Source organism: Roseibium sp. RKSG952, from assembly GCF_009711355.1.
Genome location: NZ_SMMF01000476.1, coordinates 1 through 1,227, shown reverse-complemented (window position 1 = coordinate 1,227; position 1,227 = coordinate 1). Strand labels below are relative to the sequence as shown.

Here is a 1,227-nt window from a genome sequence, read left to right as displayed (position 1 = left end):
GCAGCTGGGCCAGATGTGGTACTGATCCTCGCATTCCCGCTCCAGACTAGTCCAAAAAGGTCGCGATGATGGGAGCGATTGACTTCGCCACACGGCAATTGACTATCAGGACCTCCCGGACCAAACCACGCTACACCCCAGAATTGAATGACATTGAGCCCGTCTGGGAATCCCTCAAACAGACCGAACCCGCGCACCAGACTTTTTTCGATGCCGGAGAGCTCAAAACCGCGATCAAATGCGGCGTTGAAAACTGGAATGCCGAAAAGTTAAATCATCCGTGGGGCAGAAAAAATCTCTGCTTAGGTTGTTGTGGACGAGGTTGTTCGGGCACTCAAGGCGTCAATGTTGCCGAAGACGGCAGAGGATATGTCGAGCACCTCAGTCACAGAACAGCAGTCCGCACTGGCCGCCGCGTTCCCGCGAAGCGCTTGAGCCGAAGACTTGCTCGATCTTCGCCGAGGTGCCAGACTTCAAGAGACGAAAAAGAGGAGAAGGTCGGTGAATCAGTGTCGTTGCATCCGATGCGAGAAGGAGATGCGAAACATCTCCGGGGATGAATTCCAGCCTCTCGACGGACTCGCGTTCTCCACCCCCGGGCACTACGGGAGCACCTTCTTCGATCCCTGCGATGGCACGAGTATCGAAATCGCCGTTTGCGATGATTGCCTGAAAGGACTCGCAGAAAATTCGGAATACGTTTGCAGATTGAATCCCTCCGTCATGCGCGAATCCGCCACGATGAAGGAAGACATCGACGACATGATCGACGAGCGGAACGAAACCGAAGCACATACCCGGGAAAACCTCTCGCAATTCCTAGGTATAACCGGAGAGGAATTCGAGGTCCTTGTGAAGGACGGCAAACTCCCGAATCGCATCGTCGATAGGATGGAGTTAGACAGGAACGCCCGGGATCCGCTGTTTGGGCGTCTAGCGGGACTCATGCGGGAAATGCCCTCGGAAGCGGAACTGGACTCCCTCGCGGAGGATCTGGGGGAGCGACTGAAGGCGCGCCTCGGCACGGACTTCGAGCCTTTCCTAGGTTTGTTAAAAGCCACGGCTTCGGCAATACACGAGAAGACTCGCAGGGGCGTTTCCGGAAATAACCTGCGCAAGGCCCGAAAGGATTGCATAGAAGCAAACCTGATAAGCGGACTAATGTCCGATTTCCTGAAAAAGATGATGGTGGCGCGGAATTGATCCAGAAGCGCGGCAAACCCCTTC

1 protein-coding gene is annotated in these 1,227 nt (G+C 55.1%); it reads left to right on the top strand.

What is annotated here, in order from left to right:
• The first annotated feature begins 537 nt into the window (after positions 1-537).
• Positions 538-1,203 (top strand): hypothetical protein, encoded by a 666-nt coding sequence (locus E1297_RS01645; RefSeq protein WP_155133075.1) that lies wholly within the window; start codon positions 538-540, stop codon positions 1,201-1,203.
• Positions 1,204-1,227 lie beyond the last annotated feature (24 nt).

Bases quoted from the DNA above. Each gene is read 5' to 3' on its own strand.
- E1297_RS01645 (WP_155133075.1), top strand. From the start codon at position 538: ATGCGAAACATCTCCGGGGATGAATTCCAGCCTCTCGACGGACTCGCG.